This is a genomic window from Neobacillus drentensis (assembly GCF_036965645.1).
Taxonomy (GTDB): domain Bacteria; phylum Bacillota; class Bacilli; order Bacillales; family Cytobacillaceae; genus Neobacillus; species Neobacillus drentensis_D.
Window position 1 is genome coordinate 71646 of sequence record NZ_JBALPZ010000060.1, and the last position, 20549, is coordinate 92194.

17 protein-coding genes are annotated in these 20549 nt (G+C 42.2%); 14 read left to right on the top strand and 3 right to left on the bottom strand.

Annotation, left to right across the window (positions count from 1 at the left end):
• The first annotated feature begins 69 nt into the window (after positions 1–69).
• The 3 genes from V7266_RS12890 (at position 70) to V7266_RS12900 (ending at position 3030) form a co-directional block, all read left to right on the top strand.
• A complete protein-coding gene (locus tag V7266_RS12890) occupies positions 70–1182 on the top strand; it encodes a cell division protein FtsZ (protein ID WP_335468288.1) in 1113 nt (370 codons plus the stop codon).
• A 198-nt stretch (positions 1183–1380) separates the two neighbouring features.
• A complete protein-coding gene (locus V7266_RS12895; protein ID WP_335468289.1) occupies positions 1381–2142 on the top strand; it encodes a TerC family protein in 762 nt (253 codons plus the stop codon).
• Between the two features lie 138 nt (positions 2143–2280).
• Positions 2281–3030: a sulfite exporter TauE/SafE family protein gene (locus V7266_RS12900; protein ID WP_335468290.1), complete on the top strand. Its 750-nt coding sequence runs from the start codon at positions 2281–2283 to the stop codon at positions 3028–3030.
• Positions 3031–3088: 58 nt separating this feature from the next.
• On the opposite strand, the gene V7266_RS12905 is transcribed toward V7266_RS12900, so the two are convergent.
• Entirely contained in the window at positions 3089–5272 is a 2184-nt protein-coding gene (locus V7266_RS12905; protein ID WP_335468291.1) for a glycosyltransferase family 39 protein, read from the bottom strand.
• 312 nt (positions 5273–5584) lie between these two features.
• Here V7266_RS12905 and nagE point away from each other — a divergent pair, with 312 nt between their 5' ends.
• The gene (gene nagE / locus V7266_RS12910) at positions 5585–7030 is read left to right on the top strand and encodes an N-acetylglucosamine-specific PTS transporter subunit IIBC (RefSeq protein ID WP_335468292.1); all 1446 of its coding nucleotides are present in this window, start codon (positions 5585–5587) and stop codon (positions 7028–7030) included.
• A 93-nt stretch (positions 7031–7123) separates the two neighbouring features.
• Positions 7124–7726 carry an SAM-dependent methyltransferase gene (locus V7266_RS12915; protein ID WP_335468293.1) on the top strand — a complete coding sequence of 201 codons (603 nt, stop codon included), beginning with the start codon at positions 7124–7126 and terminating at the stop codon, positions 7724–7726.
• 146 nt (positions 7727–7872) lie between these two features.
• Here the strand turns inward: V7266_RS12915 and V7266_RS12920 are convergent, their stop codons facing one another.
• Entirely contained in the window at positions 7873–8451 is a 579-nt protein-coding gene (locus tag V7266_RS12920) for a hypothetical protein (RefSeq protein ID WP_335468294.1), read from the bottom strand.
• Positions 8452–8650: 199 nt separating this feature from the next.
• Between V7266_RS12920 and V7266_RS12925 the strand changes: the two genes are divergently transcribed.
• From V7266_RS12925 to V7266_RS12950, 6 genes are all read left to right on the top strand, one after another.
• Positions 8651–10837 carry a histidine kinase gene (locus V7266_RS12925; protein ID WP_335468295.1) on the top strand — a complete coding sequence of 729 codons (2187 nt, stop codon included), beginning with the start codon at positions 8651–8653 and terminating at the stop codon, positions 10835–10837.
• The gene (locus V7266_RS12930; RefSeq protein WP_335468296.1) at positions 10815–11474 is read left to right on the top strand and encodes a response regulator transcription factor; all 660 of its coding nucleotides are present in this window, start codon (positions 10815–10817) and stop codon (positions 11472–11474) included. Before V7266_RS12925 ends, V7266_RS12930 begins: the two co-directional genes overlap by 23 nt.
• Positions 11475–11571: 97 nt before the next feature.
• Positions 11572–12216, top strand: a complete 645-nt coding sequence (locus V7266_RS12935; protein WP_335468297.1) for a LytTR family DNA-binding domain-containing protein — start codon at positions 11572–11574, stop codon at positions 12214–12216.
• 131 nt (positions 12217–12347) lie between these two features.
• A complete protein-coding gene (locus V7266_RS12940; protein ID WP_335468298.1) occupies positions 12348–13862 on the top strand; it encodes an acetyl-CoA hydrolase/transferase family protein in 1515 nt (504 codons plus the stop codon).
• A 272-nt stretch (positions 13863–14134) separates the two neighbouring features.
• Complete coding sequence (locus V7266_RS12945; protein WP_335468299.1) at positions 14135–15496, top strand: arsenic transporter; 1362 nt, start codon at positions 14135–14137, stop codon at positions 15494–15496.
• 356 nt (positions 15497–15852) lie between these two features.
• On the top strand, positions 15853–16869 hold the full coding sequence (locus tag V7266_RS12950) for a DUF418 domain-containing protein (RefSeq protein ID WP_335468300.1): 1017 nt from the start codon (positions 15853–15855) through the stop codon (positions 16867–16869).
• A 122-nt stretch (positions 16870–16991) separates the two neighbouring features.
• On the opposite strand, the gene V7266_RS12955 is transcribed toward V7266_RS12950, so the two are convergent.
• A complete protein-coding gene (locus V7266_RS12955; protein WP_335468301.1) occupies positions 16992–17477 on the bottom strand; it encodes a hypothetical protein in 486 nt (161 codons plus the stop codon).
• A gap of 238 nt (positions 17478–17715) precedes the next feature.
• Between V7266_RS12955 and V7266_RS12960 the strand changes: the two genes are divergently transcribed.
• From V7266_RS12960 to V7266_RS12970, 3 genes are read left to right on the top strand one after another with little or no spacing between them, the layout of a single operon-like run.
• Complete coding sequence (locus tag V7266_RS12960; RefSeq protein WP_335468302.1) at positions 17716–18666, top strand: ABC transporter permease; 951 nt, start codon at positions 17716–17718, stop codon at positions 18664–18666.
• Positions 18659–19612, top strand: a complete 954-nt coding sequence (locus tag V7266_RS12965) for an iron chelate uptake ABC transporter family permease subunit (protein WP_335468303.1) — start codon at positions 18659–18661, stop codon at positions 19610–19612. Before V7266_RS12960 ends, V7266_RS12965 begins: the two co-directional genes overlap by 8 nt.
• The gene (locus V7266_RS12970) at positions 19609–20370 is read left to right on the top strand and encodes an iron ABC transporter ATP-binding protein (protein WP_335468304.1); all 762 of its coding nucleotides are present in this window, start codon (positions 19609–19611) and stop codon (positions 20368–20370) included. Before V7266_RS12965 ends, V7266_RS12970 begins: the two co-directional genes overlap by 4 nt.
• Positions 20371–20549 lie beyond the last annotated feature (179 nt).

The window sequence follows — 20549 nt, forward strand, 5'->3', positions numbered from 1 at the left end:
TTAGATTGGTAAAGTCTAAATTTCTAAAAGATGAGTATTATTTTAGAAGAAAGGGAGGGGATAGGGAAAATGGCGAAATCAATTGGGATATTAGGTGTCGGTCAGGCCGGAGGGAATATTGCCGAAATTGCAGCCTCTTTGGGCTTTCAAGCCGCACTAATAAATACAAATCAACGCGATGGAACAGTCAATACGCGGGTTGAAAAGAAGTACTTTGTCCCAGGCTACAGCGGAGCCGGTCAAGATCGGTCGATTGGGTTAAAAGCGGTAAATGAAAATTATCGAGAGTTAATTGACTTTGTCAAACGGTCTTTTAAAAATATTAAACTATTATTAGTGGCGTTTTCTACAGATGGCGGAACAGGGTCAGGGATGAGTCCGCTCCTAATGGATTTATTATTGGACCAGCTGCCGGGCATTAACATTGGTGCGATTGCGGTGGTCCCGGACCGTAACGCGCTGGCGGGAAACCGAATTAATGCCGTAGCCTGTATCGAGGAGATTTCGAGGATTGAGGCTCTGTCTTCCGTATTCCTTGTTGATAATGATCAATTACGGAAGGCTAATCCCCAATCAAGTAAGCATCAGATTTACCTTTCTTCCAATCATCAGGTCATAGATGCCATTAATAATGTGCTGCAAATAACCAAGAAGAGTTCTTTTTTTGGAAACTTTGATAAAACCGATTTAATGAATATACTTAGTACAAGAGGAGTGACGATTATCTCATCAACCACCATCACGGATGCAAGAACAACCGCTGATGTCTCCAGTAAAATTCAGCAATCATGGGTAAATTCTATTTTCTGCCCGGTTGAATCAACAGGCGTTATAAGAGCCGGTTTAATCTATGAAGGACCGGAAAGCATGGCGAAACTGATTAATGTGCCATCCATCTTTGAAAGGGTCGGAGAACCACTTGAATTATTCGAAGGAACGTATATTTCTGAATCAGACCCGACGATTACGTCTGTACTGGCAGGACTTGCTTTTCCGGCCCGGCGGTTGAAGTCGCTTGAAGATCTTCTTGAGAAAAATAAAGACCGTCTGCAGCAACTGGTTAATAAGGAGCGTTCCCAGCATTATGAGTCGCAGGTTTCCTGGGCCTCTAACTTAAAAGCGCGGCCGCAGGAAAGAAAAGCAGATAATGTTACATCCAAATTATCTAAATATGAAAGATAATCGATATTGTCAGTCTTCCTTTAGGAGGCTGGCTTTTTTTTGCTGCTTTAATTGGGTAATTGTTCCTCCATTTGGGAAGACTTTATTTAAATGATAGGACGGAGGTATCAAGCGGAAAACTAGTAGCTGCTGCTGTTTTTACGTTAAAATTAAATAATAGACAAAATGTCTTTTTTTAATAAAGGAGAGAAATGAACGATGTGGGAAGAAGTGGTCTCTAACTTTGCCTCCATGCTGGATTGGCAGATGTGGGCAGATGTGTTGTCCTCACCGAAGGCGTGGGGATTAATTTTATCTTTAGCGGTACTGGAATGTATCTTGTCCGCTGATAATGCTTTGGTTTTATCTGCGTTTGTAAAACCATTGCCAAAGCAGCAGCAAAAGAAGGCCCTGATTTATGGACTTTGGGGTGCCTATGTATTCCGGTTTATTTTTATTGGACTCGGAACATTTTTAATTAAGCTATGGTTTATTAAATTAATTGGTGCGCTCTATTTACTCTGGTTAGCTGTCAAATTCTTTATGGACAAGCTAAAAACGAAAGAAGAGGGAGACGAGGAAGAGGAGCGTAAACCGAAGGGGTGGTTGACCCAAACCTTTGGTGTTTTCTGGGCAACGGTTATTAGCGTCGAACTAATGGATTTGGCCTTTTCAGTTGATAGTATCCTTACTGCACTAGCGGTATCTGATGAGGTTTGGGTTGTCTTGCTTGGCGGTATGATCGGGATTCTTTTGATGCGGGGTGTGGCAACCTTTTTTATCAGTTTAATGAACAGGGTCCCAGAGCTTGAGACGACTGCGTATTTCTTAATTTTGTTTATTGCGGTTAAAATGGGACTTACCCTCGTTGATATTGAAATTCCAAATGAGCTCTTTATCGTTGTTTTGGTGGTAGCCTTTGTTATCACTTTTATCGTCCATGGTATCCGCAAGAACAGGGCTGAAAAATATTCACATTAAAAGAACTTGGCTGCTATTGACATAATAGAAAACAAAACTCAATATGGGAATTAGGAGCAGGAGAATAAAGTATAGGTTCTTCTGCTTTTTTAATGCACAGATATTTCAGGACTTGCTAGATAAATAGGGGATATTAAAATGTTAAGTTTATTTGATCTAAACATATCACAGTGGCTTTGGGTAATCGTGGCGGCTATTTTGATTGGTTTTTCAAAAACGGGAATAAGTGCTTTTTCAATGCCTGTAATTCCAATCATTGCCTTAATCTTCGGAGGCAAAGAGTCAACGGGAATGATCTTGCCATTATTAATTATTGGGGATATCTTTGCGATTTATTATTATAATCGCCACGCCGACTGGAAAGACATTAAAGCATTATTGCCATGGGAGGCTGCTGGCCTATTATTAGGACTTGTCGTGGGTGAGTATACCAACGACGCACAATTTAAAATGATCATCTCTATTTGTGTTATTTTATGTTTAATTATTTTAGTTTACATGGAGAAAAAAGGAGAGGGTGCTAAAGTTCCCAAGGGTAAATGGTTTTATGCCTTAACGGGAATTCTTAGTGGGTTTGCCTCGATGATCGGCAATGCTGCAGGACCAATCTTCAGTGTTTTTTTATTAGCAAAAGGCTTCAAGAAAGATAAATTTCTAGGAACAACCGCTTGGTTTTTCTTCATTGTCAATATTTCGAAGGTACCTATGCAGGCTTTGGTCTGGCATAATATTCATTTAAAAACGCTGTTGTTCGCCCTGATCATGATTCCAGCGATTGCTGTGGGTGCTCTTTTAGGAGCTTTCTTGATTAAGAAAATAAATGAAAAGCCTTTTCGGATTCTTATTTTAGTGGTTACTGCTTTATCTGCGATAAGATTATTAATCTAAAAAAAAGTAAGAGGACTAAGGCGTCAAAAACCTTAGTCCTTTTTGTTAAACAAAACGGTTATCCTTTATAAACATAGAGCGTATCTCCGCCGCCAGGTCCAAACGATGTTTGGTTTTGGGAGCTAGAATCTGATTGCCACTCACTGCTTGGAACCTCTTCACAGTTATCCTTGATCCACTGTGTAACCGATTGACTTTGATCTAGTCCTCTTCCGCCGCGTCCTGATATTAAGAAATACTTAACATAACCTGCTTTCGCCATTTGTTCCAATTTCGAAGGCGTTAGTGCGGGGTCATTGCCTGAAAAACCTCCCATCGCCATAACTGAATAATCGGTATTGAGAATATATGGCGCTGCTGATTGCGTGCTGTCGGTAGCTAAGAAATATTTTTCCCCATCATAATTTTTTTCTAAATAAGCAAGCAAGCCGGTGTTTAATTGGTTTTTAGTGTCCATTCCTTTACCACCCATATTCGCCGGGGCACTTGCTGGGATACTTACACCCTCTTGATTAGCAGCTGGTGTCATATTCGCAGCATCTTGATTTTGTGATGCTCCAGGTGCAATGTTACCACTTGTACCTGGCATGCCTCCAGGCAAGCTCATATTACCTGCCATTCGGCCGCCACCCATGCCACCCATGCCAGAACCTGGTCCTGCAATCGGAGTACTTGCATTATTTGTTTTATTAATCGTAATCCCCGTCCAGTATAGCGGCAGAATCAATAAAGCGAGCAGGGCCGCCATTGGCAGTGCAGGGGAAAGGGCTTCTTTTTTTATCTGAGGAACCATGAGAATAAAGAGGACAGCCCCAACAAGAACCGTTCCGATTACCAAAGATTTTGATTGAGCGTTTTGGTGAAGAATTAATGATTCAAATAGGAAGGTAACCAGGATCCCTGAAGGCAGAAGCCGAGACTTCCATCCCTCTTGGTTGGTAAAGAAGCTCCAGAGTATCGTCCAGCCAATTCCAACTAATGCAGCAATGGCAGGTCCCATCATACTTAAATAATATTGATGGAAGAACTCGGCAATGCTGAAGAAAACCATCATAGGAATCAACCACGCCAGCCAAAAGGCCGCAAATTTAAGGCGCATATCAAATTGCTTAGACTTCAGGTATTCTGCAACTAAACCAATTACAGCAAAGAGGATAAACGGTAACAACCAGCTTATTTGCCCGGAAAGCTCCGTTGAGAATAGACGTAATGGACCGGTACTGCCCGTGCCGAACATTCCACTTGTTCCGCCGCCTTTTCCATCCATGCCGCCATTTTGGAAGTTTGGCGGAGCGAAAGCCCCTGTTGCTGCTTGGCTGGTTGACGAACTGTCAGTTCCTGTTGTTCCCTGGGCTTGGCTAGTCGCTGTTCCTGCTTGATTTTGAACTGTCTGTTCATTACTAGTATGGGTAAATGAGTTAATAGCCTGCTTCTCGGCCCCAGTAGAGGAACCGCTATTCTGCCCCAACAAACGCTGGATCCCGTTATAGCCAAACGCTAATTCTAAGACGGAATTAGTCTGACTGCTTCCGATATAGGGTCTCTCACTGGCCGGAACAGAATCAACCACTATAGCCCAAGATAAAGAAACGCCCGCCAACACTACCGTTGCCGCTGCTAAATGCAGCAATCTCTTCTTCCAGTTTAATTTAACGGCGATCCAATAAAACAAGTAAATGGCTGGGACAACCATATAGGCTTGCAGCATTTTAATATTAAAGCCGACGCCGATTAAGAAAACGCTAAGAATCAACCAGCCTAGCTTTTTCTTGTCTACAGCTTTCATTAATGCCCATGTGGCCATTAAAAGGGTCACAATTAAGATACTATCCACGTTGTTAGTTCTTACAACCGCTACAAAAATCGGCGAACACGCAAGAACCAAACTCGATAGTAAGGCCGCTGTGCGCCCAAATTTAGGTTTTACAAGGATATACATAAGGTAAACCGAGAATACCCCTGCAATAGCTTCTGGCAGTAATACGCTAAAATCACTAAGTCCAAAGATTTTAGCACTTAAGGTTTGAACCCACAGTGCCACTGGCGGCTTATCAACGGTGATGAAACCTTCAGGATCAAACGAAGCATAGAAAAAAGCATGGAAATTCTGCATCATACTTTTGACTGCCGCCGTATAATAGGTGTTTGACCCGGCATTATTCAGATTATAAAAATTTAAACCTGCCGATAATAGGAGAATCCCGACGAGGAGATAATCAACTCTTTTCTTCATTGTTTTCATATAGTTACCTTCCAATTGTTATTTTTTAAAAGGAATTCTGCCTTTACTTTACTGGTTCAAACTTAATTATTTCTTAAAGCTGGGAAAAAAGGATTCCTTATACCTCAAGGCGTCTTTATTTTCTGTTTCGCCCTAATAACAGTAATAGGAGTTAGGACCAGGCAGTAAACTATTAATGGACACGGTCTTGAAGGAGGTGATGATTGAAAAAAGCAGCTATCTTACTAGTTTGATAGTCATTATTTATTCGTTGTTTGATTTTTTCGAGATAGCTGCAGCAGGAAAGAAAAACATCAATAGGGGGTTCGAAGAATGAAGAAATACCTGCAAAGATTAGGAAGTTCGTTGATGTTACCGGTAGCTGTTTTGCCGGCAGCTGCGATTCTAATGGGTATCGGATATTGGATCGACCCAACGGGATGGGGGGCAGACAGTCCGCTTGCCGCTTTCTTAATTAAAGCTGGCAGTTCGATTATTGATAATATTCCGATTCTTTTTGCCGTCGGCGTTGCCCTAGGGATGTCAAAAGAAAAAGATGGATCTGCCGCACTGAGCGGTTTGGTTGCCTTCTTGGTTGTGACTACTTTGCTTTCAACAGGCACGGTGGCACTTCTAGAAGGAGTTGACCTAACGAAAGTGGATCCTTCATTTGAAAAAATCAAAAATGCTTTTGTTGGGATCATCTCCGGTATTGTTGCTTCCATGATGTACAATCGTTATAGTCATGTGAAATTACCGGATGCATTCGCATTTTTCAGCGGTAAACGGCTGGTCCCGATTATGACAGCTATTTCAATGCTGTTTGTTTCCGCCGTTTTATTTTTTGTATGGCCGCCCATTTATACTGCATTAATTACCTTTGGTAAGGCAATTAGTGATTTAGGTGCTGTTGGAGCTGGTCTTTATGGCTTCTTTAACCGACTTTTAATACCTACCGGATTACACCACGCCTTAAACTCCGTATTCTGGTTTGATGTGGCCAACATTAATGATATCGGAAACTTCTGGGCGAGCAAGGGGGAAAAGGGCGTAACTGGTATGTACCAGGCCGGATTCTTCCCAATCATGATGTTCGGACTGCCTGCAGCCGCCTTAGCTATGGTTCATACGGCTAAAACGAAGAAGAGAAAGCAAGTCGCGTCATTAATGTTAGCAGCCGGCTTTGCCGCCTTTTTTACAGGTGTTACGGAGCCGATTGAGTTTGCCTTCATGTTCTTAGCTCCAATGCTTTATCTGGTGCATGCTGTCTTAACAGGACTTTCCTTGGCCATTGCGGCTGCTTTCCATTGGACAGCTGGGTTTGGGTTCAGTGCTGGACTTATCGACTTTGTGCTAAGTTTTAAAATTCCAATTGCTAATAAGCCCTATATGTTAATCGTTCAAGGTTTGGTTTTTGCCGTTATTTACTATTTCTTATTCCGTTACATTATCGTTAAATTTAACTTAATGACTCCTGGCCGCGAAGAGGATGAAGAGGAGGCTGTGGCAGAGACAGCTGCAGGCGAAAGAAAGTTTGCTTCGATGGCAGCGATCATTTATGAAGGATTGGGCGGAGATGAGAATGTAGTTTCAGTGGATAACTGTGTTACCCGCTTAAGGTTAGAAGTGAAGGATATGAATAAGGTAGATCAGAAGAAAATTAAATCGGCGGGTGTACCGGGAATTAACATCGTGGGCCCGCAAAGTATCCAGGTCATCATCGGTACGAATGTTCAATTTGTCGCCGATGAGGTTCATAAGCTAAGGAAAGAGAACTAATAAGGAGTGCCGCTTAGACTGATTTGTATCTAAGCGGTTTTTTTTGTTGCCCTTTGTTAAAATAAGTGGAAATAGAAATTATAGGAGTCACTTATGAAAGAATATTACTTTGATAAATTACTTAATATTAAAACCCGCGGCGACCAGCAGGGATTTAATAAGTCCATGCACTATCATCGTTATGAGCCCACCCCGTATAGTGCACTGGAAGAACTGTTCCGCCATTATGAGATGCGTAAGGACGACCATATTGTGGACTTTGGATCTGGAAAGGGGCGTCTCAATTTTTATCTTCATTATTTCTATGATGTTAAAGTTGCTGGGGTTGAAATGAATGAAGATCTTTACGATGAGGCACTGCAAAATCAAAAGCGTTATGTGAAAAAGACTGGGAAGGACAAAATTCAATTTGTTTGCTGCCTGGCAGAAGAGTATGAAATCAGCAGCTTTGATAATCGTTTTTATTTTTTTAATCCCTTTTCGATTCAAGTGTTTCGAAGAGTGGTTAACAATATATTACGTTCTTTGGAGGATACTCCAAGGGCAGTCGAGCTGGTTCTATACTATCCTTCTGAGGAGTATATTTATTTTTTAGAGCAGGAAACTGCTTTCGAGCTGCAGAAGGAAGTCATCTTGCCGTATGTTTACGAGCATAATCAAAATGAACGGTTCTTAATTTATCGGTTAGTGATGTAACATGGGCCCACTGATGAGTTCTTGGGAAAAAGCGCCGATATAAGGATGATTTTCGCCGATATCATCAGAAAAACCGCCGATAACCGCCGTTCTTAATCACTTTTTACTAGATGAAACGCCCCATCTATAAGGAAGGGGCGTTTAGACTATTCATTTATGACCGCTTTAGACTTTTTGGTCTTTATATTCACTGAAGTGCTGACATATTTTTCAGTAAAGATCGTATACCCCATTGCCACATAGGTTAAGCCCCAAAAGAAGGCGAAATAGTCACCGAGGAAAGGGACTCCTAAAGATAGCAGCATGAGTGCAAAAATGGCGATATACCAGCGCGGAAAATGGTTAGCACGGAAGGTGACGATCATAAGGATTAAAGTCCCTAATAGTAAACCTGGGTAGGCTAGAGATTCAACAATATTTACGAAAGTCCCTGGCTTCGGTAATTCCCCAAAGGCGAAAAACCCATAAAAGCCGCCGGCTAAAATAATATTACCAACTGAAAGAAGTAAAGTTGCGATAAATCCCAAAATGCCAGCTTTCTTTGCTTGCGCTAAAAAGAGGTTGATTGAACTAATTCCCATTAAGATACTGGCGATCAAGGCACAGGCAAGTTCCTGTTTGCTGTCCGATCCAAAAATGAGTCCGGAAGGCGTCATCCCCATCCTAGCGATCCCTGCCAATATACAAATCAACCCAAGCCATTTAACTGTTCTTTCTACTGTCATTCTTTCCATCTCCCTTAAGTTTTGTTGTTATTTACAAATTAATCGTAACAAACGAATATTCCTATTTACGAGAGCATCCCATACCTAAAGAAGTCGGGAACTTTTATGGGAATATTCGGGATAAATTTGTTGAACAAACAGTGTATACATAGGGAGATGGCCATTGTTATAATTTTCCTATAAGCAGGGGGTGGAAAGGATGAGGTCAGTGAATAGGATGACACAACGCGGAAGTTTGATGATACAAGTATTGGCGGCGGCACTCTGTGTACTGATGGTAGTTTTTTATATTAATAGTATTCCAAGTTATTATGAAACCCTGCGCACGGACTGTACGCTCCAGCCTTGCAGCACACTGGCCCCTGCCCCGCCCACAACATTAGAGGCTTTAAGTGCTTATCATCTAACCCCGGACACCTATTCGTTATGGTTTGTGATCATTGAATGTACCTTTTCTTTTCTTTTTTATCTTGCCGCCTTTCTTGTTTTTTTAAAAAGTAAGCGGGATTTGCTGGGGCTGCTAGCGATGGTGGCTCTCGTGGCATATGGAACGACGTTTACTTCGCTGGTCTATATCGGATCAGAAGACAGTCCGTTTTTGGCAAGAGTTCCAGAAGGGATTGCTGGCGTAGGGAGGATGACATTTTTTCTATTCTTGATGCTTTTTCCGAAAGGAAGGTTTGTACCTCGCTGGACGGTGCTTGTATTTGTCCCTTTTTGTATCGTTCAACTCGTAAGTTTTCTTTTTCCGGGGACGTCATTCGATTTACTAAATTGGTCAAGTACAGGCAGGCTTCTCTACTATTTAACGATGATGGGCGTAACCATTTTTTCGCAGGTCTATCGTTACCTTAAGGTGTCCAGTTCTATTGAAAAGCAGCAAACAAAATGGGTGGTCTATGGGGCCGTCATCTCGCTCCTCGGTTCAGTTATCATAAGCGGCTTTTTTGTATATCCAGTGTTTGCGGATAGCCCTGTTTCTTATATTTATTTGAGTGCCTTGCTGTATGTAGTCGTGGCTATTATACCGTTAACATTGGCGTTGGCGATTTTAAGGCATCGGTTATGGGATATCGACCCGCTCGTGAATCGGACGATTCTTTATGGGACTTTAACGCTAACGATTATTTTACTTTACGCAGGTATTGTGATATATCTTGGCAGTTTATTCAAGACAAAGGACAATTTTATTGTTTCATTGGTGTCAACGGGAGTTGTGGCGGTTCTTTTTTCACCTATAAAAGAAAGACTTCAGCGGATTTTGAACCGTGTAATGAAGGGACGGCATGATGATCCTTATGCGGTCTTAAAGGAAATGGGCGACCATATGGTCCAGCCATTGCCACCGGAAGAGGCCATACAGGAGGTGGCAGGTACGATAAAAAGCGCATTGCGGCTTCCGTATGTTGGGATTTTTATTAAAGTAAATGATGAAGAAAAAATGGCAGCTGCTGCAGGAAAAAGAGAGGCTGCTTTTGATGTTCATTCCTTTTCCATTGTTCACAGCGGGGAGGAGCTTGGGACGATTATGGTTTCGAGCCGTTCACTTGGTGAGGCTTTTTCCCAGGAAGATTTACGCTTGATCGATGTGTTACTAAGGCAGACAGGAGTCATTTTACAAAATATAAAAATGACTTGGGGGATACAGTTATTAGCAAGAGATTTGCAGGAGTCAAGGGAGAAGCTGGTCCTTGCCCGTGAAGAGGAGAGGCTGCAGATTCGAAGGAATTTACACGACGACCTTGCGCCGCGACTTCTATCTTTATCTTTTAACGTAGCAGCGGCCGAGCAATATGTGAATAAACAGCCGGATAAGGCAGTCGAGCTGCTGGGGGAACTGCGTGGAGTGATTCGAACGACAGTAAATGAAATTCGTACGATGGTTCATGATTTACGGCCGCCGACATTAGATGAATTTGGGCTGATTGGATCGATTGAAGCGAGGATGAATGAGATACGAAAATCAACAAGTACAAATAAGTCGGATGGGGAAGAGGCGTCAGGAGTGTTAAAGGTGTCTTTAGAATCACCTTCGCAGCTTCCGATTTTGCCTGCTGCCGTGGAGGTGGCGGCCTACCGGATTATAACAGAGGCTCTTGTGAATGTCGTCAAACATGCGGAGGCAACTGAGTGTGTAGTTAGGATTTCTGTTTATTTTGGCTCCGAGCTTGAGATTGAAGTATGTGATGACGGGATTGGCTTACCAGTATCTTTGAAGCCATCGATTAATGGCGGCATTGGAATGAAGTCGATTAGGGAACGTACGGCTGAGTTAGGGGGGCAATGCCTTTTTGAAAAATCAGAGCTGGGTGGAACAAGGGTAAGGGCCGTTTTACCGTTTTCGCAGGGAAAGGAGAAAGCCTATGAAAGTAGTATTAATAGATGATCACCCATTATTTCGGAGTGGAGTTCGCAATCTTATTCAGACGACGGATGACCTAGAAGTGATTGGTGAAGGGGCTTCAGGTGAGGAGGCGGTAAAGCTCGCGTTAGAACTTCAGCCTGATGTAATGGTGATGGATATTCGTATGCCGGGGCTAAACGGAATTGAGGCGACCCGGGTTATACGCGAGAAGCAGCCTGAAATGAAAATATTAATAGTTACGATGTTAAAGAATGATAAATCGGTATTTACGGCCATGCAGGTGGGAGCAAGGGGCTATGTGTTAAAGGATGCGGGGGAAATGGAGCTGCTCCATTCGATTCGAATGGTTGGAAATGGTGGAGCGGTATTTAGCTCTGATATTGCGGCCCGGATGATGAACTATTTTACAATGCCGCAGAAAAAGGACCTCGTGAGTCCTGCGCTTAGCGAGCTTACGAGCCGGGAGCTGGAGGTGTTAGAGCTGATCTCAGAAGGATATACAAATACACAAATTGGTGCCCGGCTGCAGCTAAGTTCCAAAACCGTCGCTAATCATATTTCCAATATCCTCAACAAACTGCAAGTCACAGACAGACACCAAGCCAAAAAAATCTACAAAGAATCCCAAAACCCTCTAATCGAAGAAGACGAAGAATAAGGCCGCACCGGGATAAAGGAAAACAATCAGAAGAGTGGTAAAATAGTAGAAATGGTGCCTGTCACCATTAACAATCTCTCCAAGGGAGTTATAGTGTATGGAAGGTATTACAGTTGTTTCTCTTTTAGATGTAATTAGTGAGTTATTTTCGGAGGAGATTTCGATTGCCGTTTCTAATACCCGGGAATATATTTATTTCCGGCCGAGTAAGCGGGTTGATTTGAAGATCAGGGCAGGGGATCCTCTGAAGGAGGGGACGATAGCCTATAAAGCGATCCATTCAAAACAAAAGATTTCGGAGTTTATAAATCGGGACCTATTTGGCGTCCCTTATCACGGCATGGCGGTTCCTTTCTTTCATGAAGGCAGGCTTGAAGGTTGTGTGACCGCTATTTATCCTGCTTTAACGAGCGGAAAGCTGGTTGTGACGATCAAAACAGAGGATGGATGGATACCGGTCCCTTTTGCTCAAGTGATCTATATCGAAGCCAAGGATAAAAAAACGTATGTTACCACTATGGAACTTAACGGTACACATAAATACTCTTTACAGGAATTTGAGTTTCATTTGCCAAAGGATTATTTTATCCGTTGTCATCGCTCGTTTATCGTAAATGTAAATCATATTAAAGCGATTTTTCCTGACACTCACTCCACCTTCATCTTGTCGATGGATAACGGCGACAAAGTCCCTGTGAGTCAATCGTATGCAAGTTATTTTCGAAGATTGCTAGGTTTTTAAGTAAATTCTGTTTGAGAGTGTAATAATGCTGTTTTATCTGAATTTTCCATAATATATCCTTAAAACCTCAATATGATACCCTTTATCGGTTACAATTATCTCAAATTTCACTTGGGGGAGTGGGAGATAGAATGGAGAATAACGTAGAACGGATTCGTGATCATCGCTTGTTAGATCGTATCGTAACACCAGAAGAGGCGGCTTCATGGATACAAGACGGGATGACTTTAGGTTTAAGCGGGTTTACACGTGCAGGCGACGTGAAAGCGGTTCCATTCGCTTTAGTCAAGCGTGCTGAAAAGGAAACATTTAAGGTAAATGTGTATACGGGTGCGTCCTTGGGATCTGATGTTGATAAGTTATTTGCAGAGGCTGGGATTCTTGGAAAAAGACTTCCCTTCCAGGCTGATCCGACCATGCGGAGTAAAATTAATAATGGGGAAATGCTGTTTGTAGACCAGCACCTATCACATACGGCGGAATTAGTAAGAGCGGGTGTAATGGAGCCTGTCGATTTTGCAATTTTGGAAGCGTTCTCTGTGACGGAGGAGGGATTAGTAATTCCAACCACTTCAGTTGGGAACTCCCTCACATTTGCTTTAAATGCTAAATCTATCATTATAGAAATCAATTTGGCGCACCAAGTCAATCTTGAAGGCCTCCATGATTTATACGACCCCGGAAAGCAGGGGGAGCGAGGTCCGGTCCCTTTAACAAAGGTCGACGATCGAATCGGTACCATCGGTATTCCGGTGGATATCGAAAAGGTGAAAGGGATTGTTTTTACAAATCAGCTAGATTCTCCATCGACGATTGTTCAGCCTGATGATGAGACAGTTGTTATGGCGAACCATTTGATAGAGTTTTTGCGGACGGAAGTGAGGACAGGAAGATTGACGGAACGGCTTGCCCCGCTTCAATCAGGGATTGGTTCAGTGGCTAATGCTGTCCTGCACGGCATGCTGGATTCGGAGTTTACTGACTTAGAAGTCTATTCAGAGGTATTGCAGGATGCTGTATTTGACTTACTTGATGCCGGTAAGGTGAATTTTGCTTCATGCTGTTCCATTACCCTTTCTGACGGAAAAATGAAGGAGGTTTACGGGAACTTCGAAAAGTATCGTGACCGGTTAATCATGAGGCCGCAGGAGATATCAAATCATCCAGAAATCATTCGCCGTCTGGGGTTAATTTCGATTAACACGGCTTTGGAATTGGACATCTATGGGAATGTCAACTCTACCCATGTACTAGGCACTAAGATGATGAATGGGATTGGCGGCTCAGGGGATTTCGCACGTAATGCCCGCTTAGCTATTTTTGTAACAAAGTCGATAGCAAAAGGGGGAAAGATTTCAAGTATTGTCCCGTTTGTGTCCCATGTCGATCATACAGAGCATGACGTGGACGTTATTGTGACAGAGCAGGGATATGCAGATCTGCGTGGATTGGCACCAAGGGAGCGGGCGGAGTTAATAATTGAGAGCTGTGCCCATCCGTTGTATCGCGAACAGCTGTGCGAGTATTATCAAGAAGCACGAATCAGAGGAGGACAAACTCCTCATGTTTTAGAAAAAGCATTATCGTGGCACACAAACTTTGCCGCAAATGGAACGATGAAATTACCGATTGGCCAAACCGTATAATATAAGTACAAACAGTGAGGGTGACAGGCACCACAGTTGGACAAATGTCCATCCGTGGTGCCTGTCACCTTTTTATTATCTAGATTTACGTGGATTTATCCTGGAAAAGGGTACAAACCTAGAGCCTGTCTCATTTGGGTTACATATCATGAAGTACAGTCATACAGAGAGATAAATGGAAGGGAGGGACAAGTGTTGACAAACCTGAGGGAGGAGGCAGGTCCGTCTCATGAAACATCATGAATTACTAACTAGAATGAAAGGGGATAGACATGTTATTTCAACCAATGGTATGGATGACGATCCTATCTTTTGTGGTTACGTTAATATTTATTCTTTGGAGACCAAAAGGGGTTAATGAAGCGATTCCGGCAACAATTGGGGCGGTATTTGTATTATTAAGCGGCAGTGTGTCGCTGTCTGACCTTGGATTGATTACCGAAACGATAAGCGGTGCGGCCATAACCATTATCGCGACAATAGTCATGGCGATCGTGTTAGAAAGTTTTGGATTCTTTAACTGGGTTGCCGAGAAGCTGGCTGAAAAGGCTCGTGGGTCCGGGATTCGGTTATTTTGGTATGTGAATCTCTTATGCTTCCTAATGACCCTATTTTTTAACAATGATGGAAGTATCTTAATCACTACACCAATTTTGGTCATGCTGTTAAATAATATGGGGTTGAAGAACCATCAAAAAATTCCGTATTTATTATCAGGCGGGCTTGTAGCGACAGCATCGAGTGCGCCAATTGGTGTAAGTAATATTGTGAACCTGATCGCACTTAAAATCGTGCATATGAGTTTGTATTTGCACACAGCGATGATGTTTGTACCAGCAACGCTCGGGCTTCTGTTCTTAGTTTTTCTGCTGTACCTTCGATTTAAAAAAGTCTTACCGAAAACAGTTCCTGTCAAGGTAAGTGGATTAACACTCACATCTTACCATCCACTTAAGCCGGGACCCAAATATTCTTCCGGAAAAGAGCGGTCCAAGTTTATGCGGAATGTTCTTCTGTTTGTATTCGCGGTGAGGATAAGCCTGTTTGTCGCCTCTTACATTGGTATTCCTGTGTCCGTCATGGCTGTAATTGGTTCGCTTGTCCTGCTGGGCTGGAGATGGGCTTACCTAAAAATTCCACCGGTGGATATGATCAAAAAGACACCTTGGTATATCCTCGTTTTCGCGTTTAGTATGTACGTCATCATCTATGGCCTTAACAATATTGGTTTAACGGACTGGTTAATCGGATTTATGCGGCCGATGGTTTCCGGAAGTTTACTGCATGCTAGTGTGATGATGGGGACACTGCTATCCGTTCTATCTAATATCTTTAACAATCATCCAGCCCTAATGGTTGGGACGCTTACGTTAACACATATGGGGCTAGACATGCTTACCTTGAAAGTTGCTTATTTGGCTAACGTTATTGGAAGTGATATGGGTTCATTACTGCTGCCAATGGGTACTCTCGCGACCCTGATGTGGATGCATATTATTCGAAAAGGAAAGATCAAGTTTTCTTGGTGGGAGTATGTAAAAGTGACAGTAGTTGTTATACCACCCGCCACCTTGTTTACGTTAGTAATCTTATATTATTGGGTCTCCAGTTTGTTCGGGGGAGCACTTCAGTGAATTAGAGAAGAAATACCTCGATGAGGTTATCAGTCTATAAAAATGGAAAGGAAAAGGATAGGTGATCCACTTGGTTAAAAAAAGAAGCCCAAAAAAAAATCCAAACTTGTTTGGCCGACAAAGGATGGATTAACACTCTTCATATTTGCACACTTATTAAGCCGTGGTAATAGGGAGCCACGGTTTTTTTTCATCTCAGTATAAGTTCCGTATATAAATAAATTATGAATCCGAGTATAACTATGTTCATTAACATAAAAAAAATATAAAGCTCACTATTGGTGACAGGCACCATTAACATTAAGAATACATGTTAAACTAGTGACATGGTAAAAGAAACTGATTAGGAGATTACTATGAGTGCAATAGGGGAAAATGAGCGGATTGATGTGTTGGATTATTTGCGGGGGTTTGCTTTGCTGGGAATTATTTTGGTTAATATTGGGACATTGTTGGCCGCCAATCCCCCGGCAGCAAATTCAGCGGATGCTCTTTATTGGCGGTTTTTGTATTTATTTATCGAAGGCCGTTTTTATACGATTTTCACCTTCTTGTTTGGTGTCGGCTTATATCTTTTTATCAACCGTGCCAATACAAAAGGGAAAAAAGGGTATATTTTATTTCTACGGAGGATGATTGTGTTATTTCTGTTTGGATGGGTACATGTGCAATTTCATCCAGGAGAAGCCTTGACAATCTATGCCGTCTCAGGCCTAATTCTCCTGCCCTTTTACAAAGTGGACAAAAGGGTAAATCTCATCTTTGGCATTATCATGCTAGCGGTAATAGGCTTGTTTGGTTCAAAAATCTTTATGGTTATACCGTTAATGCTGTTGGGAATCGCTGCAGGCCAATATCATCTGTTTGAGAGAATCACGGCACACATGAAAACAACTGCAGTTTTCACAGAAATCATGCTCGCTCTAGCTACGATGGGGCTGATTTTTCAATATCAATCTGAACCGTCCTTGATCGAAAGGACTGCGGATGAATCCATTTCCTTCCAAACGGAGAAATTTATGAGCATTGGCATTACAATTGGTCCTGTGATTTCCGCCTTTTATGCGGGATGCATGGTGATGCTGATACAATTACCCTTTATTCGTAAATTATTATCTCCTTTAAAAAGCTATGGCCGAATGGCGTTTACTAATTATTTAATGCAAACAACATTAATCTTACTGGCAGGAAAAATCCTGCATCTGCAAAATCATATTAACTATCTTCAAACCCTCTATATATGCTTGGCTATTTATATCTTCCAATTAATCTATAGTACTATATGGCTTCGTTATTTCAAGTTCGGTCCATTGGAGTGGGTTTGGAGAGCCTTTACCTATCTTGAGTTACCCCCCATGCGAAAGAGATCCTAGCCGTGCCACAGGTGTTCCATTTCGGAGGAGGTCATTATACTACAAATACAAAAGCGCAGTGCCCGTCATTATTACATAGAAGGAGAGCGGGCACTGCATGAGTTTTGTAAACCACATAAGTATTAGTTATTCTTTAATTTTACATCATGTTCCTTTGCTAGGTTGTTCAACTTACTGTTATAATCCCGGATATGCTCTCTTGCATCGGCAAGCATATCATTTGCCTCTTGAACCAGCGCGGGATCCTGCTCCTCGAGGGCCTGTTTTATGGTAATAAATGCTTTAAATTGAATATCAGCCCCCTCAATATAAATCTCATGTATTTTCTTTAACTCATCAGTTTCTATATTGACTGAGTCCAATTCTTTAATAAATTCATTATAGTTTGGAATGACCTTCTTGGTTAACGCATCGTACATCGTTTGATCATCCGTATAATTCGCTCCGGACACACCTTCGTAAGCAGAAACCGCTGCTGCTTCTAACTTCCCTGCTTGTTTCATTTCTTTATTCACATAATTTAGCAAATCGTCTTGTACTGGGTCATTAAAGCATCCTGACAACAGCAAAATGAAAGGTAAAACAATGGCGAATAGTCTCCTCTTCACTCAATCACCCCCTAATCCTCAATTTATGAGGTGCTGGAAGTCCAATATGTTAGGGGGAAAAAAAAGGACAGTAATTTTGATTACAAACATAGGGGTGATTTTTTTCGAACAGGTTATTATATAGTTGATAAAAATTCTCAATTAGGTATTGACACTATTTTCCTCAATTGTTTATACTTTATTTAAATGATAATGATTTTCAATATCATTTAAATAAAAATAATCTTTGGAGACTGCGATGAAGAAACGATATCTATTGTTGGGTTTAGCTATATTGTCAGGGATCTCATTATTTACAGGGGTTAGCAGCATTTCGCCTATCGATCTCATAAACTTCCAATCTGAAGAAACACAAATATTTCTGATCAGCAGGGTACCAAGGCTGGCGGCCATCATTCTTGCTGGGGCGGGCATGAGCATTGCCGGACTCATCATGCAGCAGCTCAGCCGTAACAAATTTGTCTCACCGACAACTGCCGGAACACTAGATGCTACCCGCTTAGGAATATTGGTTTCGATGCTGCTGTTTGCAAATGCCACGATGATGCAAAAAATGCTGGTTGCTTTTGCTTTTGCGCTTGCGGGAACATTTTTATTCATGCAAATCCTTGACCGAATTAAGTTGAAGGATGCGATTTTCATTCCACTAGTCGGCTTAATGTTCGGCAACATATTATCATCGGTCACAACGTTTTTTGCCTACAGGGCAGATGTGATTCAAAATATGTCCGCCTGGCTCCAAGGGGATTTTTCCATGATTATGAAAGGGCGCTATGAACTCTTATACATAAGTATTCCGATTCTAATTATCGCCTATTTCTATGCCAATCGTTTTACAGTGGCCGGAATGGGTGAAGATTTTTCAAAAAATTTAGGCCTTGCCTATCGGAGAATCGTCAATATTGGACTGGTGCTCGTTGCCCTAATTACAGTCACTGTTGTACTAACAGTCGGAATGATTCCGTTTCTCGGTCTAATTATCCCGAATATCATCTCCATTTTTAAAGGTGACCACCTGCAAAAAACGCTGCCGCATACGGCCTTGCTGGGAGCGAGCTTTTTGCTAGTTTGCGATATTCTAGGGAGAATTATCATTTATCCCTATGAGATTTCAATTAGCTTGATGGTTGGGGTCATAGGCAGCGGCATCTTCCTCTATCTTCTGTTTAGGAGGAGAGCTTATGCGTAACCTGTGGATAAAAATGGGGAGCTTAGTCTTAGTCGCACTGTTGTGCTGCGGGATTTACTTATTTCATGACCTTAATGGCAGCTTTGATTATGCTCTTCCCAAAAGGGCGGTTAAGGTCATCGCCATGATCATCACTGGATTTACGATTGCCTATGCGACAGTCGTTTTTCAAACGATTACCCATAATCGCATCTTAACACCGAGCATAATGGGTCTTGATGCCCTCTATTTACTCTTGCAAACCGTAATCATTTTCTTTCTTGGTTCGGAGCACATAGTGGCGGTTAATAAACAGGTTAACTTCGTTATTTCTATTGTCGTTATGATTGTATTTGCCCTTGTTCTATACCGGCTTCTCTTTAAAAAGGGCAGTCAGTCCATTTACTTTTTACTACTCGTTGGAATTATTGTCGGCACCTTTTTCTCAAGTATATCTACTTTCTTTCAGGTGCTAATTGATCCAAATGAGTTTCAGATTGTCCAAGACCGAATGTTTGCTAGTTTTAACAATATCAATTCGGATTTGGTATGGCTGGCACTGGTGCTGGTTTGTGCCATAATCATTTACGCATGGCGCTATATGAGATATCTCGATGTCTTATCACTTGGAAGGGAGTGGGCCATTAATCTTGGTGTCCCCTACGATTCAATTGTGAAAAAAATGCTGATGATTGTGGCCATCTTTATTTCCATTTCAACCGCACTTGTAGGGCCGATTACCTTTTTTGGCTTAATTGTGGCGAACCTTTCTTATCAGTTTTTTAAAACGTATAAACATAAGGTTCTCATCAGCGGCGCGATTGTCATGAGTGTCATCGCCCTTGTCGGCGGGCAATGGGTGGTTGAAAGAATCTTTACTTTCTCAACCACACTCAGCGTGATTATTAACTTTTTCGGCGGGATCTACTTTATCTATTTATTACTAAAGGAGAGGAAAGCTGCATGATCCAAGTAAAGTCATTATCGAAGTTTTACGGGAAGAAGGCGGTTGTCGAAGATGTGACCGTTAATATTCAGCCTGGAAAAATTACTTCCTTCATAGGGCCTAATGGCGCTGGGAAATCGACGCTCCTGTCGATGGTCAGCAGGCTTCTCGATGCAGATACAGGTGAGGTGCTTCTTAATACATCCAATGTCCGCAAGATGAAGTCGAACGATTTTGCCAAATCGGTTTCCATCCTAAAGCAGTCCAATTATATGAATGTCCGGCTCACGGTTCGCGAACTGGTCTCATTCGGGCGGTTTCCCTACTCCAAGGGGCGGCTTACGGAGGAGGATGAGCGGATGGTGGATCAATCGTTAGAATACATGCATCTTACAGAACTGCAGGATTGCTTTTTGGACGAATTATCAGGAGGACAGCGCCAGCGCGCGTTTATTGCGATGGTGATTGCTCAAGATACGCAGTACATCCTGCTAGATGAACCGCTTAATAATTTAGATATGAAGCATTCTGTTCAGATAATGAAAATTCTGCGAAGCCTGGTAGATGAATTGGGTAAAACGGTTGTTATTGTCCTCCATGATATTAATTTCGCTTCTGTTTATTCAGACTGGATTGTTGCAATGAAGGGAGGTAGAGTGGTCAAAAATGGGCCAACGGAGGAGATTATTCAATCGGAGGCCTTAAGTGAGATTTATGATATGGATATTCCAATTCAAGAAATGAACAATTGCCGAATCTGCGTTTATTTTAATTCTTAGGCTCTGTAAAATTTGGCTGTTGATTTCCGTTCCAGGCGCTCAGCAAACCCGCGGGCGTGCCGGGGAGCCTCCTCGGCGCAGCTGCGCCTGTGGGGTCTCCCCTGACCCGTACTCCCGCAGGAGTCGAGCTTATCCGATCCAATCAACAGAGAATAAAAAACAACAATATCGTTTAACAG